The following is a 19,069-nucleotide window of genomic DNA, read 5'->3' on the forward strand; positions in this document are numbered from 1 at the left end:
GAGGACCTTGCCATGACTACCCCGAAACCCGTTGTTTTGTGCATTCTGGATGGATGGGGTCTGCGCGAGGACACCGCCTTTAACGCGCCCGCGTTGGCGAAGACGCCGAACTTTGATCGGCTGATGGCGACCTGCCCGAACAATACCCTGATCACCCACGGCCCCGATGTGGGTCTGCCCACCGGCCAGATGGGCAATTCCGAGGTCGGCCACACCAATATCGGCGCAGGCCGCGTGGTCGCGATGGATCTGGGGCAGATCGATTTGGCGATCGAGGATGGCAGCTTCTTTAAGAACGACGCGCTGCTGGATTTCGCCGCCAAGGTCAAAGCCGCAGGCGGCACCGCCCACATCGCGGGCCTTGTCAGCCCCGGCGGTGTGCACAGCCACCAAGATCACCTTGTCGCAGCCGCGAAAGCACTGACCGAGGCCGGTCTGACCGTCGCTATTCACGCCATCACCGATGGTCGCGACGTCGCCCCGCAATCCGCCCGCGAACAGCTGGCTGCCTTCCAACAAGACCTGCCCGAGGGCGCGCGGATCGTCACCCTGTCGGGCCGCTATTTCGCGATGGACCGCGACAACCGGTGGGAGCGTGTCTCGCTGGCCTACAAGGCCATCGCGCAAGGTGACGGAAAGATCTTCAGCACGGTCGATGCGGCGATCTCGTCTGCGTATAACAACGAAACCACGGACGAATTCATCCGTCCGGTGATCATTGACGAACATGCCGGTCTGCAAGATGGCGATGGCCTCTTCTTCATCAACTTCCGCGCCGACCGCGCCCGCGAAATCCTGCGCGCCATTGGCGAGCCGGGATTCGCAGAATTCGACGTGGGCACCCGCCCGACCTTGTCCGCTCTGCTGGGCATGGTCGAGTATTCCGACGCACATAACGGCTATATGACCACCTGCTTCCCGAAGCGCGACATCGTGAACACGCTGGCCGAATGGGTCGCCAAGCACGGCAAAACCCAGTTCCACACCGCCGAGACCGAGAAATATCCGCATGTCACCTTCTTCCTGAATGGCGGCAAGGAAGACCCGGTCGAGGGCGAAACCCGCTATATGGCCGCGTCGCCCAAGGTCGCGACCTATGACCTTCAGCCCGAGATGTCGGCCCCCGATGTGACCGAGCATTTCGTGCAGGCGATCCATGACGGCTTTGACCTGATCGTCACCAACTTCGCCAACCCCGACATGGTCGGCCATACCGGGGACCTCGACGCGGCCATCGCGGCTTGTGAAGCGGTTGACGATGGCTTGGGGCAGGTGATTGCGGCTTTGGAAGAGGTCGGCGGCGCGATGATCGTCACAGCCGACCACGGCAATTGCGAGACCATGTGGGATGACGCCACCAACGGCCCGCATACTGCGCACACCACCAACCCGGTGCCCGTTGTTCTGATGGGCGGACCGGAAGGGGCGTCGCTGGCACACGGACGTTTGGCCGATCTGGCCCCCACGGTTCTGGAACTGATGGGGCTTGAGCAACCGGCCGAGATGACCGGCGAAAGCCTGATCCGTTCGTGATCTTGCGCCGCGCCCTCCAGCCCCTTCTGGCGGGCCTTGCCTTGGCCTGCGCGGCCGGGCCGCTGGCGGCGCAATCCGATCCGACCCTGACCGCCCGCGCGGCGATGGTTCAGCTTGAGGTCGCCACCCAAGCCCTGCAAGACGCTGAGAAATCCGGGGATCGCATTTCGGCCCTGACACAAACCGTACAAGCGTATGAGGAAGGCCTGTCCGCCCTGCGCGACGGGCTGCGCCGGATTAACCTGCGCGAGGCAGCGCTGGAAGCGGCGTTCGAGGCCGAGCGCGACCGTCTGGGCCAGCTTCTGGGTGTGCTGCAAACCATCGGAAAAGCACCCGAGCCCGCGCTGTTGATCCACCCCTCTGGCCCCCTTGGCACCGCGCGGTCCGGCATGATCCTGTCCGAGGTGACGCCGGCCCTGCAAGCGCAGGCCGAAGACCTGCGCGCCCGTTTGGAAGAGCAACGCACCCTGCGTGCGCTGCAGGAAAACGCGGTGGAGACGCTGCAAACCGGCCTGACCGGCGTGCAGGAAGCACGGTTCGAGCTGAGCCTTGCGCTGGCCCGCCGCACCGAACTGCCCCGCCGTTTCGTCGCGGACAAGGCGCGGATGAAAACCCTTGTGGAAAGCGCCGACACGCTGGCCAGCTTTGCGCAAGGTCTGATGTCCGACCCGAAAGCCACTGCCAGCGCCACCGCTCTGCCTGATTTCGCATCGGCGCGCGGGCGGCTCGCAATGCCGGTTCTGGGCCGTGTTTTGCGTGGATACGGTGAACGCGACGCGGCAGGCATTCAGCGCCCCGGCTTGATTGTCGCCACGCGCCCCTTGTCGATCGTCACGACACCGTGGCCCGCCACGATCCGGTATCTCGGCCCGCTTCTGGACTATGGTAACGTCGCCATTCTGGAACCCGGTGACGGGTACCTTCTGGTGCTGGCCGGGCTGGGACAGCTGTACGGAGACATTGGTGAGGTACTGGCCCAAGGTGCGCCTGTCGGGCTGATGGGCGGGGCCGATCCGGCGGCCAGTTCAGGCGATGATCAAGCGTTTTTGATCGCTGCGGAGGAAGGAACTGGCGCAGAACGCTCGGAAACGCTTTATATAGAGCTAAGATATGACGGAAAGCCCGTGGATCCCACGACTTGGTTCGCGGCAGGCAAGGAATGATGGAATGAAAAAATTCGTGATGGCCGCGCTGGGCGGAACCTTGGCAGGCGCCATTCTGACCACACAGGTTGCCGGCCCCTTGGTCGCGCAGGACGCCAGCGAAAACGCTTCGGTGTACGAGCAGCTTGACCTGTTTGGCGACATTTTCGAACGCATCCGCGCGCAGTATGTGGAAGAGGTTGAACCCGGCGATCTGATCGAGGCTGCCATCGACGGTATGCTGTCCTCGCTTGATCCGCACTCCAGCTATTTGTCGCCCAAGGATGCTGCCGACATGCGCGTGCAGACCCGTGGGTCGTTCGGCGGTTTGGGCATCGAGGTGACGCAGGAAGAGGGCTTCGTGCGTGTCGTCTCGCCGATGGATGGCACCCCTGCCGATGACGCAGGGATGGAGACCGGCGATTATATCACCCATGTGGATGGCGAAAGCCTGCTGGGTCTGACGCTGGACGAGGCGGTGAACAAGCTGCGCGGTCCGGTCGGGTCCGAGATCATCATCACCGTGGTCCGCGAAGGCGTGGACGAACCCTTTGACGTCTCGATCATCCGCGACACCATCAAGCTGACCGCCGCCACGGCACGCACCGTGGGCAACACGGTTGTGCTGCGTGTCACCACCTTCAACGATCAGACCTATCCCAACATGGCGGACGGTCTGGCCCGCGAGGTCGAAGCGCTGGGTGGCTTTGAGAATGTCGAAGGCGTGGTGCTGGATCTGCGTAACAACCCCGGCGGTCTGCTGACCCAAGCCATCGCCGTGTCCGACGCCTTCCTGAACAGCGGCGAGATCGTCTCGACCCGTGGCCGCACCTTGGAAGAAAGCGAGCGTGTGAACGCGCAAGCCGGCGATCTGGCCGAAGGCAAACCCATCGTGGTGCTGATCAATGGCGGCTCGGCCTCGGCGTCCGAGATCGTCGCCGGTGCCCTTCAGGACCATCGCCGCGCCATTGTCGTGGGCACGAAAAGCTTCGGCAAAGGCTCGGTTCAGACAGTGATGCCCGTGGCATCCGAAGGCGCGATGCGCCTGACCACCGCACGCTACTACACCCCTTCGGGCCGTTCCATTCAAGCGCTGGGGGTGTCGCCCGACATTGTGGTCGAACAGCCCCCCCGTCAGCCTGAAAGCGAAGATGCGGACGAGGATAACGGCCGTCAGCGCAGCGAAGCCGACCTGCGCGGCAGCCTGAACAATGACAGCCTGTCCGATGACGAACGCCGTCAGATCGAAGAAGAACGCGAAGCCGCCGAAGAGGCCGCCAAGCTGCGTGATGAGGACTTCCAACTGTCCTACGCCGTCGATCTGATCAAGGGTTTGGCGACGATCAAGACAGACGACTGATCTCTGTCGCATGAACACCAAGGGCCGCCCTCTCGGGTGGCCCTTTTCCTTTTGCGCGCCTCTCGTTAGGGTCGCAAAAAACGACGAGGCCCCGATGACCCCCGAAGAGATTTTAAAACTTCCGTATCGCCCCTGCGTGGGCATCATGATCCTGAACACAGACGGCAAAGCTTTTGTCGGCCAACGTCTGGACGCGCCCAAGCTGGGCACGCAGACCGCGTGGCAGATGCCTCAGGGCGGGGTGGATGATGGCGAAGACCCCCGCGACGCCGCTCTGCGCGAGCTGTGGGAAGAAACCGGCATCACCTCGGATCTTGTGACGATCGAGGCCGAGCTGGACGACTGGCTGCCCTATGACTTGCCCCATGACATCGTGCCCAAGATCTGGAAGGGACGCTATCGCGGTCAAAAACAGCGCTGGTTCCTTCTGCGCTTCCACGGCGACGACGCGCAGGTGAACATCGAAACCGACCATCCCGAATTCAGCCGTTGGCAATGGATGGCCACAAACGAGGTCGTCGATAATATCGTGCCCTTCAAACGCGAAATCTATGCCAAGGTGATGGAAGGATTTCAGGAGTATCTGTGATGCGTGCTTTGTTCCTGGCGATTGTGATGGCGGTGCCGACCACCGCTTCGGCCCTGTCGTGTCGGCCCTACAACGCCATCGCCGCGTTTAACGATGCGGCAGACTCGGATGACGCCTATGTGGTCGCCCACGGCACGCTGCGCTTCGATGAAAGCAAGCTGCCCAAGGTGGATTGGGACCATCAGGAAGACGTCAAACCCGACAACTTCCTGACCGGACGCATCGACGGCCAAGCCCTGACCCGCGCGGGCTTTACCGCGCAGTTCGTCCGCGACATCAACATCAACGTGATGTGCGCGGGCCCGTGGTGTTCGGGGTTGAGCAATGGGGCAGACTATTTGGTCTATCTGAAGAAAGTGGGCGACGGCTATCTGCTGGAGGTCAATCCATGCGGCGGCTTCGCCTTCCAAGACCCCGACGACGACATCCTGTCCAAAGTCACCGCCTGCATTCAAGGCAAGCGCTGCGACCCGGAATTGCCTTTCCGTTGACCATATCGGGCAAGGCGCGCTTTCACCCTTCGCAAACGCGCGAAACCCTCTATAAGGGCGGCAAATCCATGCTGCCCGGAGGCCCCCATGTCCTTTGATCGTTCCATCAAGATCGCCCCGTCGATCCTTTCTGCTGATTTCGCCAACTTTGGCCAGGAAATCCAAGCCATCGAAGCGCAAGGTGCCGACTGGGTACACGTGGACGTGATGGACGGCCATTTCGTGCCGAACCTGACCTTCGGTCCGCCCGCCGTGAAAGCCTTCCGCCCGCATGTGAAAACCTTCATGGACGTGCACCTGATGATCGCCCCCGTCGATCCCTATATTCAGGCCTATGCCAACGCGGGCGCCGACATGATCGTCGCCCATTACGAGGCCGGCCCCCACCCGCACCGCACCCTGCAGGCCATCAAGGCCACTGGCGCCAAGGCGGGCATCAGCCTGAACCCCGGCACCCCGGCATCCGTGATCGAACACCTTCTGCCGCTTTGTGACATGGTGCTGGTGATGAGCGTGAACCCCGGTTTCGGCGGTCAGAAATTCATCCCGTCCTCGGTCGAGAAAGTGCGCCAAGTGCGCGAGATGATTGGTGACCGTAACATCCACATCCAAGTGGACGGCGGCGTTGATCCCACTACCATCGGCCCGCTGGTCGAAGCCGGCGCGGATTGTTTCGTCGCAGGCTCGGCCGTGTTCAAAGGCGGCTCGGTCGACACACCCGAGGTCTATGGCAACAACATTCGCGCCCTGCGTGACGCCGCTGCGGCCGTGCAAGGCTAAGCTCTTTTTCTTGTCGGAAATATCCCCGCCGGAGGCTTAAAATCCCCCGGCGGGACACGTTCTCTTTTTGCTAGAACAACACATGCGAATGTGACAATCTATCCGGAACTGATTTCCGGAGGATCCCATGTTTCGCATCACCACCGCCATCCTGACCTGTCTTGCCCTGCCTGCGCTGGCGGACGAAGACATCGCCGACCAGTACCCGGACTCGGTCCTGTATGAAAAACCGGTCGAGGTGATCCCGAATGTCTGGTCCGCCATCGGTGCGACCGCGCCGCCCACCTATGAAAACGTGGGTCATAACAACAACTTGTCCTTCATCGTAACCGGTGACGGCGTGATCGTCGTGAACGCGGGCGCGAATTATAAACTGGCCGAGGCGCTGCACACCGAAATCAAAGCCATCACCGACCAGCCCGTGAAGCTTGTGATTAACGAGAACGGGCAGGGCCACGCGATGTTGGGCAACAACTATTGGATCAATCAGGGGGTCGAGGTGCTGGCCCATGTGGACGCAGCCCACGAGTTTGAAGAATACGCGGGGCAGCTGTTTGAAGGCATGAAGCGCTATGCGCAGGAAAACTGGGAAGGCACCGAGCCGATGGGCCCGACCCGCACGTTTGAGGAAAAAGAGGTCATCACGATGGGCGATAAAACCATCGAGGTGCTCTACTCCGGCCCCGCCCACAGCCCGGGTGACATTCAGGTCTGGATCCCCGAAGACAGCCTGATGATCGCGGGCGACATGGCGTTCCACAACCGCATCCCGCCGATTTTCGAAGACACCTGCACCAGCTGCTGGATCGAAACGTGGGAGACCGTTTTTGCCCCCATCGGCGCGACCTATGTGATCCCCGGCCACGGCTATCCGACCAACATGGCGCAGGTTGAGGCGCATACGATCGACTATCTGAAACACCTGCGCGGTGAGGTTGGCAAACTGCTGGACGAGGGCGGCACGCTGGACGAAGCTTATTACGTCGACCAATCCCCTTTCGAGCACCACGATACGTTTGAAGAACTGGCCACCAAGAATGCCGGTCAGGTCTATGCCGAGATGGAATTCGAATAAACGATGCAGGTAAGGGGCTCTGCCCCTCGCGCTGCGCGCTCACCCCGGGATATTTCTGACAAGAAAATGCGGCGATGGATCAGGCGTTTTGGATGAGCCCGTTCATTAAGACGAGCGTCGCAAATCCATCCGGCACTTGCCCATTCGCGCTTTGATAGGCACGGAGTGCTGCACGCGTATTGGGGCCGGTAAAGCCGTCTGCCCCTTGCGTGTCATACCCGGCAGCCGTCAGGTGTGTCTGAAGCTCGGCCATTTGGCTGCGTGTCAGGGGCGTCAGGCCCTCGGGGCAGGGGGTGATCTTGTCCCGCGATCCGGCCAGACGGTCGGACAGGTGCCCGACGGCAATGCCATAGGCCTCGGCCCGGTTATAGGTCAGGATCACGTGGAAGTTGTGGTTGACCAGAAACGCCGGACCCGCTGCGCCCGAGGGGCACAGCACCGAGGCATCTCCGTAATCCGGCAGCGCGGTTCCTTCCATCGTGCGCACTCCGAAGCCATTCCAATCGGCAATGGGCAGGCGGTGTTCGGGACCGGTCTGTGTGAAATCAAACCCGTCGGGCAACAGGACCTCGATCCCCCAAGGCTGGCTTTCATGCCAGTCATGCTGGGCAAGGTAATTCGCGATCGAGGCCAGCCCGTCGGTCGGATCGTTCGACCAGATGTCACGCTTGCCGTCCTGATCGTGATCCACTGCGAAGTTCAGGAAGCTTGAGGGCATGAACTGCCCATGCCCCATCGCCCCGGCCCAAGATCCGAGCATCGCATCGGCACCCACATGGCCCCCATCGATGATCGACAGGGCGGTGGTCAGCTCGGTTTCAAAGAAATCTGCGCGATGGCCGTTATGGGCTAGATTGCCCAAGGCGGTCAGAACGGAATGTTCGCCTCGCACGAGGCCATAGTTGGTCTCGACCCCCCAGATCGCCAGAATGACCTGAGGGTCCACGCGGTACGCTTCGGCGATGTCGTTCAAGATTTGCCGCTTGTTGCGGAACGTGGCGCGGCCTTTGCTGACCCGATCCAGAGTGACGACGCGATCAAGATATTGGGTGATGTTCAGCGCGAATTCAGCTTGATTGGATTGTTGTTCGTGAATGCTGGGATCCAACACCAGATAGGGTTTCGCGCGCTCAAGCGTCTCTTGTGAGATCCCCGATTGCGTTGCCTTTACGATGTAGCCATCCCGCCACTGATCAAATCGCTTTTCCGCGTCACCCACTACGTCCGTCACAATCGTCCTCGCCATCCCAACCGGCGTCACCGCCGGGATCGTTTCACCTTTCGATTGAGTTTGGCTTTTTTCCGCGCATTGTTCACGGGTTTTCTGCGTCCAGATTTCCCCCCCTTGCGGGCGGATGTGCGGGGCAGTTTGCGGCCTTCTACTTCCAGCAGTTCCAGTGCCAGCCCGCCGGTGGTGGGGATCGCCTCGGTCAGGCGCACGACGACGCGTTGGCCCAGTCCAAGGGTGAAGTTCGAGCGCTCGCCGGTCAGGGTCTGATCGTCGGCGTTGTAGCGGAAGTATTCGTTGCCCAGCGTGCTGAGAGGTACCAGCCCATCCGCGCCGCTTTCATCCAGCTTCACGAACAGTCCAAACCGCGCAATGCCAGACACGCGGCCAGTGAACTCGCCGCCCACGCGTTCGGACAGATAGGCCGCCAGATAGCGGTCGGTCGTGTCACGTTCCGCCAGCATCGAGCGGCGCTCGGTTTCCGAGATATGCTTGGCCGTGTCTTCCAGCCCGGAAATATCCTGCGGCGACAGTCCGTCATCGCCCCAGCCATGGCCGGACACCAGCGCGCGGTGCACGATCAGGTCGGAATAGCGCCGGATGGGTGATGTGAAATGTGCGTAGGATTTCAGCGACAGCCCGAAATGCCCGAAGTTTTCGGGGTAGTAATAGGCTTGCGTCATCGACCGCAGGGTTGAGATGTTGATCAGTTCGTCAAATTCGCTACCCTCGGCCTGCGCCAGCAGGTTGTTCAGGTGCCGTGTCTGCAAAACCTGCCCCTTGGCCAGCGTAAAGCCGGATGCCTGTGCAACCTCGCGCAGGGCCTCCAGTTTCTCGGGGCTGGGTTCCTCGTGCACACGGAACAAAAGCGGGCGCTGCAGGCGCATCAGCTCTTCCGCGGCCGAGACATTGGCAAGGATCATGAACTCTTCGATCAGCTTATGCGCGTCGAAGCGGTCGGCGAAGTCGATCGAGGCAACCTTGCCGTCCTCGCCCAGCACGATCTTGCGTTCGGGCAAGTCCAGATCCAGCGGCTGCCGTGCCTCGCGGGCCAGCTTGGCGGACCGGTAGGCGGCGTAGAGCGGCGCAATGACGTCGTCCATCAGGGGGGCGCATTTTTCGTTCGGTGCGCCGTCTTGGGCGGCCTGCACCTCGGCATAATTCAAGGACGCATGCGATTGCATCAGCCCGCGAATGAAGCTGTGGCTTTTCTTGTTGCCCTGCGCGTCCAGCACCATACGCACCGCCAGACAAGCGCGCGGGACGCCTTCGTGCAGGCTGCATAGATCGCCTGACAAACGGTCGGGCAGCATCGGCACCACGCGGTCAGGGAAATAGCTGGAGTTGCCACGCTTGCGGGCCTCGTTATCCAGCGCGGAGCCGGGCGTTACATAGTGCGCGACGTCGGCAATGGCGACCCAGACCACGTGCCCACCGGGGTTCTTCGGGTTGTCGTCGGCATGGGCATAGACCGCGTCATCGTGGTCGCGTGCGTCCGCTGGGTCGATGGTGATCAGGGGCAGGCGGCGCAGATCCTCGCGCCCTTTCAGGCCTGCGGGTTTCTGCGCGTCGGCTTCTTCGATCACGCGGTCGGGGAAGGCGTCAGGAATGCCGTGCTGGTGGATCGCGATCAGGCTGACCGCCTTGGGCGCGGTCGGATCACCCAGACGAGCCACAACGCGTGCGCGGGGCAGGCCCATGCGTGCCTTGGGGCCCGAGCGCTGCGCCTCGACCAACTCGCCATCCTTGGCGCCGTCTTCCGCGCCGGGAGCAACGATCCATTCCTTGTCGGCACCTTTGTCGATGGGCACGATGCGCCCCCCTTCCGAGCCTTTGCGGAAGATGCCGAGAATGCGTTGGGGATTGGTGCCGATGCGGCGGATCAGGCGACCCTCATAGGCGTGATGCTCGTCCTTTACCTCGGTCAGGCGAGCGAGGATGCGTTCGCCTTGCGCCAGTGCGGGGTCGCCATCCTTGGCCACCAAAAGTACGCGGGGTGCTGCGCCTTCGCCAGTCCATTCGGTCGGGTAGGCGAACAGATCGCCGTCCGCGTCCGGCCCTTCGACGCGCAAAACAGACACGGGCGGCAGCTTGTCCGCATCGCGATAGGTCTTCTTGCGTTTCTGTAGATGCCCCTCGGCCTCGAGTTCCTTCAGGATGCGCTTCAGGTCGATCCGGGCCGCGCCGCGAATGCCAAACGCCCGCGCGATGTCGCGCTTGGCGGTTTGGGTCGGGTTCTCGGAAATCCAGTCCAGAATGGCCTTCTTGGTGGGCAGTTTGCTCATGCGAAATAGTCCTGGATGATGCGGCTGTAGATGGATTTGAGCTGCGGGATCAGGGCGACTTCGACCCGTTCGTCCACCGCATGCATGGTTTTCCCGACAAGGCCGAACTCGACCACAGGGCAGTGATATTGCACGAAGCGTGCGTCTGACGTGCCGCCCGATGTGGACGCCTCGGGCACCAGCCCCGTTTCGGCTTGTACGGCGTTCGAGATTAAGTCTGACAACTCACCCGGAGGCGTCACGAAGCTTTCGCCCGAGACCTTCACGACCATCTCGATATCCACGCCCGTGTCCTTGCCGACGCGCTCGGCTTCGGCCTGCAACCACTTGGTCAGGCTGTCCGAGCTATGCGCGTCGTTGAAGCGGATGTTCACTGTGGCGCGGCTTTCGGCGGGGATCACGTTGGTGGCTGGGTTGCCAGTGTCGATGGTGGTCACGGCCAGCGTCGAGGCGTCGAAGTGATCGGTGCCTTTGTCCAGCTCATGCGCGGCCAGATCGGCCATCAGGCGGGCCAGCGCGGGCACTGGGTTCAGCGCGCGATGCGGATAGGCCGCGTGGCCTTGCACACCGCGTGCGGTGAAGTACGCAGTCATGGACCCGCGCCGCCCGATCTTCATCATCTCGCCCATCTCATTCGGGCAGGTGGGTTCGCCGACGACGCAATCGGTCATCTTCTCGCCCTGCGCTTCCATCCAGTCCAGAATGGCGACGGTGCCGTCGGTGGCTGGACCTTCCTCGTCCCCGGTGATGGTGATGACGAGCGATGCATCCTCGGGCGCATGGCGGGTGAAATCAACGGCGGCGGCCACCCAAGCGGCCACGCCCGATTTCATGTCGGTTGCCCCCCGGCCATAGAGGTATCCGTCGCGGATCTCGGCCCCAAATGGATCAACACTCCACGCGTCGACATCGCCCACAGGGACCACATCGGTGTGGCCGTTGAAGCCCAGCGTGCGCGCGTTCTTGGACCCCCAACGGGCAAACAGGTTGGACACCTCGCCCCGGTCCACGCGGGTGCAGGTGAAGCCCGCGCCGGTCAGAATGCCCTCTAGCAGCGTCAAAGCTCCGCCTTCGTCCGGCGTGACCGACGCGCAGCGCACAAGTCGTTGGGTCAGGTCCACGGGATCAAGCGGGGCAGGTTGGGTCGTCGTCATCACATTCTCCATTCCACCCACCCTTAACAGGTGCCGCGACCGGTGGAAACGGCCCTTGCCCGCGAAACCCCGCCCGTGAAGGGCCAATGCGCGCTGTCACGCTGGACCCTGCGCCACGTGGCCGCTAACCTGCCTGCATATTGCAACCCCTGATTGGAGCGCCCCATGCGTAAACTCCTGTTCCTTCTATGCCTTTTGCCGCTGTCTGCCTGTGTTGACATGGATTTGACCCTGAAGATCGATGGCGACAACGCGACCGTCTCGTCCACGGTGACGATGGGGCCTGAGGGGTATCAGATGATGGCCTCGAGCGGCGAGGACATGTGCGAGGACGGTGTCGCAACGACGTTGGACAATGGCGACTATCAGTGCACGACCGAGATGACCGGCACGATCGACGAAATGATCGCTGAGTTGGAAGCCGCGGAAGAGGGTATGGACCCCGACCAGACCGCCAAGATCGAGAAGCTGGAGGACGGGAATGTGCGCGTCTCCTTCGATCTGGCCGAGATGAAGGCAAGCGTGGCCGAAGGCGGGATGGATCCCGGCATGCTGCTGATGATGCAGCAGATGTTGGTGGGGCGGAACCTGACCTTTACGATCGAAGGTCAAATCGTCGAAACGAATGGCACGCTGTCGGACAGTGGCGATATGGCGACACTGATCATTCCCTTGGACAAGTTCGCGATGCAGGATCCGTCGATCCCGGACAGCTTTGTCACGATCGTAACGCCCTGAGGCGTTAGCCGATCAGCGACGCAATGACGCCCGGCAATTCGTCGGGCGTTTTCACGTGGGCATCCGCGTCCGACATATCGTCCTGCCCGCCATAGCCCCAATCCACCGCGATGAACGCCATGTTGTTGGCGCGGGCGGCCTTCAGGTCATAGTGCCGGTCCCCGATCATCACGCAGCGCGCAGGGTCGTCGCCGATGATCGTCAGGGCGTGGGCCAGCAGCTCGGCCTTGTCATTGCGCGTGCCGTCCATCTCGGGTCCGAACTCGTGCGCCATGTGTTTGGACAGCCCGAAATGCGCGGTGATCTTGCGGGCATAGGCATGGGGCTTCGCGGTGGCGATGCTCATCTCGTGGCGCGTCGACAGATCGTCCAGCACGGGCAGAATGCCGTCATAGACGGTGCAATCATACATGCCGCCGCCGTGATTATAGTACTTGCGGTAAGCCTCGAGCGCCGCGTCCGGGTCGGGGGCGCCGAGCTTTTCAAAGCTCCACAAAAGCGCGGGGCCAATGACCCATTCCAGATCATCTGCGCTTGGCGCGGGCAGGCCAAGATCCTGCAGCGCCTTGATCACGCTGCCGGTGATGCCCGGCTTGGGATCCGTCAGCGTGCCATCCAGATCCCAAAAGATCATTGCAGGGGCCTTTTCTCGTCATCAAAGAACGGGGTCATCTGGGCGACGATCACGCTGTTCTCAGCCAACGCGCGGCCCATCAGTTTGCGTTCCTCGGCGGGGATGTCGTGGCCCTCGGCCAGACGGTCATCCAGAGATCCGTATCCGCTGACATCCAGCGGGGCCAAATCGGCCTGCTTCAGAATGGCGACGGTCTCGCGTACGGCTTCGGCTTCGTCCACGCCGGAGGCATAGCACACCAGCGCAGCCCCCGTTGCGCCCTCGGGCAGGCCGTCATCGTCTTTCCGTCCCACCTCAACCAGCAGTGTATACACTTTGTGAGGCTTCTTGGTTTTGGTTGTCTTGGTCATGAAAAAAGGGGTGCCAGAACGCCACGGAAAGCACAAGTGTCAAACGCTAACAGTTGGCACGTTGCGCCGGTCGCGGTATGTGGGAAGTATAGTTTTGGGGAAAGCGCGATGATTGCACAAAGGCTCCGCCACTTGGCCGCTGTGTGTCTGGCAACGATCTGTATGGCCACAGTGTCATATGCTCAGGCAACTGATCTTGAATTTGTGACGGTCGAGAGGCCTCCTTTCGCGATGTCCGGAGAGGACGCGCCGACGGGCTTTGCCATCGACCTGATGACCGAGATTGCCGCCGAAATGGGGCAGATCGTGAGCTTCGAGGTCGTCGACAGCTTCCCTAAGATGTTGCAGATGGTCGAAACTGCGCAGGTCGATGGGGCAATTGCCAATATCTCGATCACGCGCGACCGGGAAAGCCGTATGGATTTCTCGCAGCCGATCTATCATGGCGGCCTGCGCATCATGGTGCCGCGCGATCAAGACGGGGTCAGCATCTGGTCGACCCTGATCAGTCTTGATCTGGCGCTGGCCATTCTGGCCGCTTTTGCGCTGCTTCTGGGTGGCGGGATGCTGATGTGGTTCTTTGAACGCGATAAGCAACCCTATTTTGAAGGCAACGCCAAACAGGCCATGTTTCCTGCGTTCTGGTGGGCGCTGAATCTGGTGGTGAATGGCGGCTTTGAAGAGCGTATGCCGCGGTCCATCTTTGGGCGGCTCTTTGGCACGTTCCTTGTGATCTCAAGCCTGTTCGTCGTGTCGGTCTTTGTGGCACATATCACCGCGTCGATCACGGTCAGCGCGATTTCGGGGTCGATCCATTCGGTGACGGATCTGGACGGTAAGCGCGTGGGCACGACCGATGGCTCTACCGCGTCGATCTTCCTTGAGGATCGCGGCATGGTCTATTCGGGCTATGACTCGCTGGACACGCTGCTGGGCGACTTTGAACAGGGCGAGCTGGACGCCGTCATCTTCGACGGTCCCATTCTGGCCCACTACGCCCAGAATGAAGGCGCCCGTTATGGCGAGGTGCTGGACAGCGTGTTCCGTCCGGAAAGCTATGGCATTGCCCTGCCCACAGGCAGCCCGTTGCGCGAAGACATCAACGTCGCGCTGCTGCGCCTGATCGAAACCGGCGTCTATTCGGATCTGTCCGTAAAGTGGTTCGGCGGCCCGCGATAATCATCGCATGACCGCCGAATGAAGCTGTCCGGCCCAGCAAGGTGCGGGCCGGATTATGTGTCAGATCAATCGCGCAGCAGGTCGTTGATCGAGGTCTTCGAGCGGGTCTTGGCATCCACGCGCTTGACGATCACGGCGCAGTAGAGGTTGATGCCGTTCTTCGAGGGCATCGAGCCCGCAACCACAACCGAACCAGCAGGTACTTCGCCATACATCACTTCGCCGGTCTCGCGGTCGACGATCTTGGTCGACTGGCCGATGAACACGCCCATGCCCAGAACCGAGCCTTCGCGCACGATGCAGCCTTCAACGACTTCCGAACGCGCGCCGATAAAGCAGTTGTCTTCGATGATGGTCGGGCCGGCCTGCATGGGCTCCAGCACGCCACCGATGCCAACGCCACCCGACAGGTGCACGTTTTTACCGATCTGAGCACACGAACCAACGGTGGCCCAGGTGTCGACCATGGTGCCTTCGTCAACATAGGCGCCAAGGTTTACGAAGGACGGCATCAGAACCGCGCCGGGGGCGATATAGGCCGACTTACGGACGATACAGTTGGGCACGGCGCGGAAGCCTGCCTCGGTCCATTCAGCGTCACCCCAGCCTTTGAACTTGCTGTCGACCTTGTCCCACCAGTGACCACCCTGCGGGCCGCCATCCTGCTGTTCCATGTCTTTCAGGCGGAAGCCAAGCAGCACGGCTTTCTTCGCCCACTGGTTCACGTGCCAGTCACCGCTGTCCTGCTTCTCAGCAACGCGCAGTTTGCCGCTGTCCAAAGCGTTCAGCGTTGCTTCGATGGCTTCACGAGTTTCACCGCCGGTGGACGGGGTGATGGTATCGCGTGCCTCCCAGGCGGCTTCGATGGCGGCTTCCAATTGGGCGTTCGACATGTCGGTATCTCCGTAGGCGCGTAAATGTTCCACATGGCCTATAAGGCCCACGACCCTTTTTCGCAACGATGATTGGGCCGGGTGCGCTCATCTGCGGCGACAAGCGCCCCCCAAGCGACGTTTTCATCGCGCGAAGGTGACCATCCGGCACTGGTCCTTGCGGCGTAAAGCCGCTACGCCTTGGGGTAGAGACGCAAACTGTGACAGGACCAGTGCCATGAAAGACGACCGCAACCACCCGCTTCGTGACAGTCATCAGGACCGCGAAGCCGCCAGCCATACGCCGGATACGCCGCAGACCCGCGCGCCTGCCTATAAGCTGGCCTATGACGATCTGGATTTCATGTGCCGGGACGAACTGCGCCCGGTGCGCCTTCAGCTGGAGCTTCTGAAGCCCGAGCTGATGATGCAGGAATATGGCGTGGAAAGCACCGTGGTGCTGTTCGGTGGCGCGCGCATTCCCGAGCCTGCGAAGAAGGACGATGCCCGGACCAAAACACTGGCCGACCTGTCCAAGTTCTATGACGAAGCGCGCGAGTTTGCGCGTCTGCTGACTCTGCGCTCGAAGGTGAATAATCACCGCGAGAATGTCGTTGTCACCGGCGGCGGCCCCGGCGTGATGGAGGCCGGCAACCGCGGCGCAGAAGACGCGGGCGGTGTGTCCATCGGTCTGAACATCGTGCTGCCGCATGAACAGGCACCGAACGAATACGTGACGCCCGATCTGTGCTTCAACTTCCACTATTTCGCCATCCGCAAGATGCATTTCCTGATGCGCGCCGAGGCGATTGCCATCTTCCCCGGTGGCTTCGGCACGCTGGACGAGCTGTTCGAAAGCCTGACCCTGATCCAGACCGGGCGCATGAAGAAAGTCCCGATCCTTCTGTTTGGTCGCGAGTTTTGGACCAAGATCGTCAATTGGGAGGCCCTGTCCGACGCCGGCACCATCAGCGCTGAGGATTTGGACCTGTTCAAATTCGTCGAAACAGCGCAGGAAGCCGTGGACGCGATCGACAACTGGCCAAGCCGCGACGCGCGCGAGGAGCTGCCGGGTCGGTAAGTGCAAGCACGAGATGACACATGACGTTCGATAGCTGGACCCTCTATATCGGAACGGTGTTGGCACTGATGATCACGCCGGGTCCTAGTCAGCTGTTGATGATGTCAAACAGCGGCGCGCATGGCTTTCGGCGCGCCTTGTCTACCGCGTCCGGGGACCTCTTTGCCAATGCGCTGCAAATGCTGGCGGCGGGGCTTGGACTGGCGGTCCTGATCGCGGCGTCCGCCACTGCGCTGACCGTCATAAAATGGGCCGGTGTGGCTTATCTTATATGGCTCGGCATGCGCATGATCCTGCGGGCGAAACCGGGCGGGGCGGGGATGCAGGACACGCATAGTTCCGTGTCGCTCTATGCGCTTTGGATGCAAGGGTTCCTGACATCGGCCGCAAATCCGAAAGCCGTTGTGTTCTTTGCGGCGCTGTTTCCGCAGTTCATTTCGGTAGACGGAGCCTTTTGGCCGCAATTCCTGATTCTGTCGGCGACCTATATCATCATGGACGGGATGTTCCTGTCCGCCTATGGGCTGGGTGCAAGCTGGATCGCGTCGCGTTTCAAAGGGTCGGCAAAACTGTGGATCGACCGGATTGGCGGCGGCTTCATGGTTTTGGCGGCTATTCTTCTTGGCTTGAAATCTGTAGTGCAGCAATAGGCACCTCATTAGCAGCGCGCAGTCGTCTTTCCAGCAAATACCAGAGGCTCAGTTCCGATGTCGAATGAAGACCAGAAAGCACATCCCCCATTTAACATTGATGAGGAGCGCCCCTCGGATTGGTTCGAGCCCCTTTATTCCAACGCCGACCAGCAGGGTAACGGTGTGCCTTGGGCCAACATGGCGACCCATCCATCCTTTGCGCGCTGGCTGAAGGGGCAATCAGTTTCTGGGGGTGGTCGGACTGCGCTGGTGGTTGGCTGCGGTATGGGCGACGATGCCATCACGCTTGAGGATCTTGGCTTTGCGGTCACGGCGTTTGATGTCTCGGCCACCGCGATTGAGTACTGCAAGACGCGATTTCCTGAGTCGAATGTGAACTTCTTGCAGGCGGACCTGCTGGAAGATCAGCCCGATTGGCGAGGTGCTTTTGATTTCGTGCTCGAGATTTTCACGGTGCAGGCGTTGCCACCGAAATACGAAGCGCAGCTGATCAAAAGCATCTCGGATTTCGTCGCACCCGGTGGTACGCTGCTTGTGGTCGCCGAAGTCAGCGACGCGCCGCGTGATTTTGCGAAAGGCCCGCCGTGGGTGCTGACCCCCGATCACGTTGAGGCATTTGTCGCTTGCGGGCTGGAACTAGTTGATACGACAACCGAAACCCGCAGCGCGCATGTGGGCAAGGCGACGTATGTGAGTGAGTTTAGAAGGCGGTAAGCCATCGCGGGACTGACCGTGTGGACCGTTAACCGCTGATCAGCTCTTTCGCGTTCTTGATATGCCGTTCGATCATGCGCTTGATCTTTGTGTTGGACGGCACCAAGGCCGCTGGGCCTTGTTGAGCGATCCGTTCCAGCACCTCGGGGAATAGGGTCTCGATTTCCTCGACCGCCTCGGGTGACAGGGATTTCAGCGCCTCCGGCCCGGTAAATAGGCTTTCGGCAGGGGCGCCATTTGCCAGCAGGATCTCGTGCTCATCCAGAAGAATGTGGAAATACTCCAGCGCGCGGGGCTGCTCTTCAACCTCGATGCCCGTGCAGCCGACAAGTTTGATGGCGGGGATCAGCACCTCTTTCGTGCCAAACATGCGCTCGGCGACCTTGGATCGGATCAGGATCCGGTGCTGACGGCTGACCAACAGGTCGCGTTCCGGCAGCTGGTGGCCCAAGGCGCCAGCGCGAATGCGAACCGGGCAAAGCTTAGGCGCAAGGAGCAGTTCAAACTGAGACACCTGACGGCGCCCAATCCAACGGATCGTACGGCTTTCGCCCTTGTCCGTCAGAACCTGATCCCCTTCGTTGAGGGTCTCAATCGGTTGTTGGCCATTGGGTGTTGCTATCAATGTTCCATTCGCAAAGCACACAACCGCCGACACATCCCCTTCGAAATGGTTCGACATGCCCGCGCGAATGTCTGTGACGTTCTGACCAACGGTGAATGTCGTCGTTCCATCCGTGGAGTAAAGGACGCCTGACGTTCCCCCATCTTGATACAAGTAGGTGGTATCGCCGATATCATTGCCGTCCCCAGATACGGCTGCATCCCATTCGTCATTCGAAATAAATCCGTCACCGTCCAAATCATCGACGGTAATGACCACCTCGGTGGTGTTGACAGAATCTACATACCAATCACCGGTTGACTTAGAAACATATGCAACAGTCCCCGGCGGAAACGTAAGCGTTAATAACGCCATGTTTATACCCCGCACACACACACTCTCTCTGGGATTGAGCCCACCTCTCCCCAGCACTCAGAAAGTCGTTATATTTAGCCAATTGGATTTGAGTCTGTCAAATTTCCCTTAAAAATAAGCTAATGTGCGTAGGGAACTCGCGAAACGAGATTGGTTTTGGGTGCGTTCTGTTGGGCGCGACTGCGTACATAACGCACGCCCGAAACGCACAAAGCGCAGGACCTGCCCGCGC

The 19,069-nt window shown here is 60.9% G+C and carries 19 protein-coding genes; 12 read left to right on the top strand and 7 right to left on the bottom strand.

Annotated elements, in window-relative coordinates; all coding sequences use genetic code 11:
• Nucleotides 1–12 precede the first annotated feature (12 nt).
• The 7 genes from gpmI to Q0677_RS03025 all read left to right on the top strand — a co-directional run bounded on the left by gpmI (nucleotide 13) and on the right by Q0677_RS03025 (nucleotide 6,970).
• Nucleotides 13–1,533, top strand: a complete 1,521-nt coding sequence (gpmI, locus tag Q0677_RS02995) for a 2,3-bisphosphoglycerate-independent phosphoglycerate mutase (RefSeq protein ID WP_298905638.1) — start codon at nucleotides 13–15, stop codon at nucleotides 1,531–1,533.
• Nucleotides 1,533–2,696 carry a peptidase M23 gene (locus tag Q0677_RS03000; protein ID WP_298905805.1) on the top strand — a complete coding sequence of 388 codons (1,164 nt, stop codon included), beginning with the start codon at nucleotides 1,533–1,535 and terminating at the stop codon, nucleotides 2,694–2,696. Before gpmI ends, Q0677_RS03000 begins: the two co-directional genes overlap by 1 nt.
• Before the next feature lie 4 nt (nucleotides 2,697–2,700).
• Nucleotides 2,701–4,035, top strand: coding sequence for a S41 family peptidase (locus Q0677_RS03005; RefSeq protein WP_298905639.1), 1,335 nt, complete (start codon nucleotides 2,701–2,703; stop codon nucleotides 4,033–4,035).
• Nucleotides 4,036–4,129: 94 nt separating this feature from the next.
• Nucleotides 4,130–4,624, top strand: a complete 495-nt coding sequence (locus tag Q0677_RS03010; protein WP_298905640.1) for an RNA pyrophosphohydrolase — start codon at nucleotides 4,130–4,132, stop codon at nucleotides 4,622–4,624.
• Nucleotides 4,624–5,115 carry a hypothetical protein gene (locus tag Q0677_RS03015; RefSeq protein ID WP_298905641.1) on the top strand — a complete coding sequence of 164 codons (492 nt, stop codon included), beginning with the start codon at nucleotides 4,624–4,626 and terminating at the stop codon, nucleotides 5,113–5,115. The genes Q0677_RS03010 and Q0677_RS03015 overlap by 1 nt, the downstream gene beginning before the upstream one ends.
• An 87-nt stretch (nucleotides 5,116–5,202) precedes the next feature.
• Nucleotides 5,203–5,895 carry a ribulose-phosphate 3-epimerase gene (rpe, locus tag Q0677_RS03020; protein ID WP_298905642.1) on the top strand — a complete coding sequence of 231 codons (693 nt, stop codon included), beginning with the start codon at nucleotides 5,203–5,205 and terminating at the stop codon, nucleotides 5,893–5,895.
• 127 nt (nucleotides 5,896–6,022) lie between these two features.
• The gene (locus Q0677_RS03025; protein WP_298905643.1) at nucleotides 6,023–6,970 is read left to right on the top strand and encodes an MBL fold metallo-hydrolase; all 948 of its coding nucleotides are present in this window, start codon (nucleotides 6,023–6,025) and stop codon (nucleotides 6,968–6,970) included.
• A gap of 79 nt (nucleotides 6,971–7,049) precedes the next feature.
• Here the strand turns inward: Q0677_RS03025 and Q0677_RS03030 are convergent, their stop codons facing one another.
• From Q0677_RS03030 to dapE, 3 genes are read right to left on the bottom strand one after another with little or no spacing between them, the layout of a single operon-like run.
• A complete protein-coding gene (locus tag Q0677_RS03030) occupies nucleotides 7,050–8,201 on the bottom strand; it encodes a lytic murein transglycosylase (RefSeq protein ID WP_298905644.1) in 1,152 nt (383 codons plus the stop codon).
• Nucleotides 8,202–8,227: 26 nt separating this feature from the next.
• Nucleotides 8,228–10,483: a ribonuclease R gene (gene rnr / locus Q0677_RS03035; protein ID WP_298905645.1), complete on the bottom strand. Its 2,256-nt coding sequence runs from the start codon at nucleotides 10,481–10,483 to the stop codon at nucleotides 8,228–8,230.
• Nucleotides 10,480–11,637 (bottom strand): succinyl-diaminopimelate desuccinylase, encoded by a 1,158-nt coding sequence (gene dapE / locus Q0677_RS03040; protein WP_298905646.1) that lies wholly within the window; start codon nucleotides 11,635–11,637, stop codon nucleotides 10,480–10,482. Before dapE ends, rnr begins: the two co-directional genes overlap by 4 nt.
• Nucleotides 11,638–11,802: 165 nt before the next feature.
• Here dapE and Q0677_RS03045 point away from each other — a divergent pair, with 165 nt between their 5' ends.
• On the top strand, nucleotides 11,803–12,375 hold the full coding sequence (locus Q0677_RS03045) for a hypothetical protein (RefSeq protein ID WP_298905647.1): 573 nt from the start codon (nucleotides 11,803–11,805) through the stop codon (nucleotides 12,373–12,375).
• A 4-nt stretch (nucleotides 12,376–12,379) separates the two neighbouring features.
• Here Q0677_RS03045 and Q0677_RS03050 read toward each other — a convergent pair whose 3' ends face one another.
• Nucleotides 12,380–13,009: an HAD hydrolase-like protein gene (locus Q0677_RS03050; RefSeq protein WP_298905648.1), complete on the bottom strand. Its 630-nt coding sequence runs from the start codon at nucleotides 13,007–13,009 to the stop codon at nucleotides 12,380–12,382.
• Nucleotides 13,006–13,359, bottom strand: a complete 354-nt coding sequence (locus Q0677_RS03055) for a hypothetical protein (RefSeq protein WP_133485042.1) — start codon at nucleotides 13,357–13,359, stop codon at nucleotides 13,006–13,008. Before Q0677_RS03055 ends, Q0677_RS03050 begins: the two co-directional genes overlap by 4 nt.
• Nucleotides 13,360–13,521: 162 nt before the next feature.
• Here Q0677_RS03055 and Q0677_RS03060 point away from each other — a divergent pair, with 162 nt between their 5' ends.
• Entirely contained in the window at nucleotides 13,522–14,538 is a 1,017-nt protein-coding gene (locus Q0677_RS03060) for a transporter substrate-binding domain-containing protein (RefSeq protein WP_298905649.1), read from the top strand.
• A gap of 65 nt (nucleotides 14,539–14,603) precedes the next feature.
• On the opposite strand, the gene dapD is transcribed toward Q0677_RS03060, so the two are convergent.
• The gene (gene dapD, locus Q0677_RS03065) at nucleotides 14,604–15,431 is read right to left on the bottom strand and encodes a 2,3,4,5-tetrahydropyridine-2,6-dicarboxylate N-succinyltransferase (RefSeq protein WP_133485039.1); all 828 of its coding nucleotides are present in this window, start codon (nucleotides 15,429–15,431) and stop codon (nucleotides 14,604–14,606) included.
• Nucleotides 15,432–15,648: 217 nt separating this feature from the next.
• Here dapD and Q0677_RS03070 point away from each other — a divergent pair, with 217 nt between their 5' ends.
• The 3 genes from Q0677_RS03070 to Q0677_RS03080 are packed head-to-tail and all read left to right on the top strand — an operon-like array spanning nucleotide 15,649 to nucleotide 17,858.
• Nucleotides 15,649–16,491, top strand: a complete 843-nt coding sequence (locus Q0677_RS03070; protein ID WP_298905650.1) for a TIGR00730 family Rossman fold protein — start codon at nucleotides 15,649–15,651, stop codon at nucleotides 16,489–16,491.
• Nucleotides 16,492–16,511: 20 nt separating this feature from the next.
• Complete coding sequence (locus Q0677_RS03075; RefSeq protein WP_298905651.1) at nucleotides 16,512–17,141, top strand: LysE family translocator; 630 nt, start codon at nucleotides 16,512–16,514, stop codon at nucleotides 17,139–17,141.
• A gap of 57 nt (nucleotides 17,142–17,198) precedes the next feature.
• The gene (locus tag Q0677_RS03080) at nucleotides 17,199–17,858 is read left to right on the top strand and encodes a bifunctional 2-polyprenyl-6-hydroxyphenol methylase/3-demethylubiquinol 3-O-methyltransferase UbiG (RefSeq protein ID WP_298905652.1); all 660 of its coding nucleotides are present in this window, start codon (nucleotides 17,199–17,201) and stop codon (nucleotides 17,856–17,858) included.
• Nucleotides 17,859–17,886: 28 nt separating this feature from the next.
• On the opposite strand, the gene Q0677_RS03085 is transcribed toward Q0677_RS03080, so the two are convergent.
• Complete coding sequence (locus Q0677_RS03085) at nucleotides 17,887–18,741, bottom strand: Hint domain-containing protein (RefSeq protein ID WP_298905653.1); 855 nt, start codon at nucleotides 18,739–18,741, stop codon at nucleotides 17,887–17,889.
• Nucleotides 18,742–19,069 lie beyond the last annotated feature (328 nt).

The organism is uncultured Aliiroseovarius sp. (assembly GCF_947492455.1).
GTDB lineage: Bacteria > Pseudomonadota > Alphaproteobacteria > Rhodobacterales > Rhodobacteraceae > Aliiroseovarius.